General features: G+C 55.6%; 3 protein-coding genes. All 3 read right to left on the reverse strand.

All coding sequences use genetic code 11. The annotated features are described in order from the left end of the window. Positions 1-434: phage tail sheath protein (locus EYY67_RS24180; RefSeq protein WP_479725249.1), on the reverse strand; the 434-nt coding region annotated here is incomplete at its 3' end. Between the two features lie 143 nt (positions 435-577). Then, entirely contained in the window at positions 578-1,003 is a 426-nt protein-coding gene (locus EYY67_RS24185) for a tail fiber assembly protein (RefSeq protein ID WP_131694595.1), read from the reverse strand. Further along, positions 1,004-2,695, reverse strand: a 1,692-nt coding sequence (locus EYY67_RS24190) for a tail fiber protein (protein WP_131694596.1), incomplete at its 5' end; no start/stop codon positions are given.

The raw sequence follows: 2,695 nt of genomic DNA on the forward strand, positions 1-2,695 counted from the left end.
GCGGCTAGCGCCGTGGCGACATCCAGATTATCCAGACCCGGCACGCCGAGAATGCGCGGCTTCACGCCGAGTTCGGTCTGCGCCGACAGCAGGGCTTTCATGCCGGTATACATGCCGGTGGCATCGGTGCCGCCGATGATGTTGGAGGTGGTTTCCGCTTCGTCTTCGCCTTCTGCGACGCGCACGACGACAACAACGGGTTTCGCCTGGTTGGCAATGGCCATCAGGGACGGATACAGCGTGCCTTTCGTACCGGCTTTACCGGCGGCGGTCAGTACGTTGGTAATAAGTACCGGCGTATCCAGCGGGAACGTCGCCGCGTCGGCATCCTCGCCGGTGCAAACCATCCCGATGATGGCGGTGGAAACGGTGGAGATAACGCGGGTGCCGTCGTTGATTTCAACAACGCGCACACCGTGATGATAATCAGCCATGGTGTTTTTCCTGTGATTGGGGTGAGGTCAATCATCGCGTGTTGTGTCCGCGCAGGCACGGCGGGAGGGATGTTTGAGGAATGGCACAACGGGGCAGTGCCCGAGACAAAAAAGCCCCTTACGGGGCATGAGTCAGGAAGCGGTCAGGCGGGGATCTGAGGCCAGTCGATATTCGGCGCGGCGGATAAATCCAGCCGGTTCAGCGCGACACGGTATTTTTTCCAGGCATTCAGCAACGCCGTTTCCGCGTCGGTGGCGTCTCCAATATCAACCGCATCTTGCAGCGGTGTCACAGCGGCATTGGCTTCTGCCATCAGCGTTTCTCGCTGACTGTCTGCGGCCAGTATCAGCTCCGCTGCCGTAGGCAAAGGCCTATCAACCAGTAAAGGCGCACCGTCTTCACCCACTGCAATAATTTTCCCGCCGGACTGTCCCTCAATTAACTGACTGTACAGAGAGTTACTGATTTGAATGGCATCATCCGGCCAGCCATCGTCAGAGGCTTCATAATCTTCTTTCAGCGTATCAATATAAAACCCGCCATTTAACGGGCTGTAGTAATAGTTCATTCAATACCCCTTCGCTTCCCAGTAAGCACCCTGATTATCTCGCCCGCACAAGAAATTAGTGCGTGTGACACTTCCCGCCGTGCCGTAGTTATCTGCAAATTTTCCCTGAGAGCTGTTAATCATCGTCACCTGAACATTCAGACAAGCTGAGGGGAACGCCGTCGGGAAGGTCACGGTCTGCCAGCCTGCGCCGCTTGCCGTGATAGTTCCCCATTGGGTGATAAGGCCAGTCGTCGGATCTTTATGCCAGCCATTCGCCCCCAGGCTGGCGGTGTTCTTCAGGTTATAGCGGCCATCCGATTCACCTTTGGTGTAAGCAACGCCCACTTTAGTGAAGGTGGTATTAGCCAGCGTTTTCGTATAAAAACGCGCGTCGAAATTAGCGTAATCACCAGGCGTAATGGTGCTTTTCATTTCCATATTGCCTGTGCGCACATTGATATAACCGGTAATGCCCTGGATACCGCTGGTAGGACAGGTGTTATAAAAACCAATGCCATTCCAGCTTTTCAGCAAAAGATTGGCGTTAGTAAATGAGGCCGCATCAGCGCCAAAATACATGCCTACCAGCGCACTGCTGTTTAATGTGACACCCGCCGCTGACGCCACACCGCCCGGAAAGTTACCTGAACCGGTTGCGTCAAAATTCCCGGTAACTTTAAGAGGCTTATTTATTGTGCACATATCCGTAAGCTGCAACTGTGCGCCGGTGGCGTAGTTTGCCAACTGCACGGAATCATTGCCTGCGGAACCATTGCCCACGTACCAGCGCATGGCACCATCGGAATTTAGCCCACGGATATAGAGGGCTTTTTTATCCGCTGCCGCCGCTGAATTTTGTAAAACGAGCAGCGCGTTATCCCCTTTGAGTGTGCCGCCGCTCTGGTCAAGAAGGGGGATCCATTCACCAAAAACAGAACCCGCTCTTGCACGGTGATACATCGTTCCGTTGCCTACACCTGCATTCCAGCCCATCTGATTTGCGGATGCTCCGTCAAACTGGATATGAATAATTTCTGCTGCCGCCTGATAAGTCGGTCCATGTGTGCCTTCCCTGGTCAGTTTATAAAATCCATTTTTAACGATGGCATTCGCATCGGTGGCAACGACTGCATTGCCGCCCAGGCCATACGCACCCACTTCCATCAGATTACCGGCTGCCGTGCCCACGTCTTTTGTCGCGGCGCTGCCCAACCCGTCTACACTAGCGGCGCGGATGGCGATATCTTTCGTGCCGTCAAAGGCCACACCGGCAATTTTTCGCGCCGTGGCGAGTTTGGTTGCAGCAACTGCCGTCCCGCCCGCAGGCAGTGCGCCCACGTTCGCGGGCGGAATGCTGATATCCGCCGTGCCATCAAACGCCACACCGGCAATTTTACGCGAGGTCGCGAGCTTGCTTGCAGCGACGGCAGTCCCGCCGGACGGCAATCGCCCGTTGGCATTATCATTCGCCGCCTTCACGGCTTTGGGCGTCGCCGCCAGGGTTTCGCTGTCGCTGGTTACCGAACTGCTGAGCTGAACAAAACCTTTTGCCGCCGTGGTGCCGTCCGGATGATTGCGTGATTTTTCATGCGCGGCCAGCAGGTCATTCACATAACCCTCGGTGGCGACAACAATCGAATCATCAATGATAAGCGTGATGGCGTCCGTGTCAGAGACGGTGATCACCATGCGCAGGGTTTGCGTGCGGCC

This window comes from Rahnella victoriana, from assembly GCF_004330295.1.
Taxonomy (GTDB): domain Bacteria; phylum Pseudomonadota; class Gammaproteobacteria; order Enterobacterales; family Enterobacteriaceae; genus Rahnella; species Rahnella victoriana.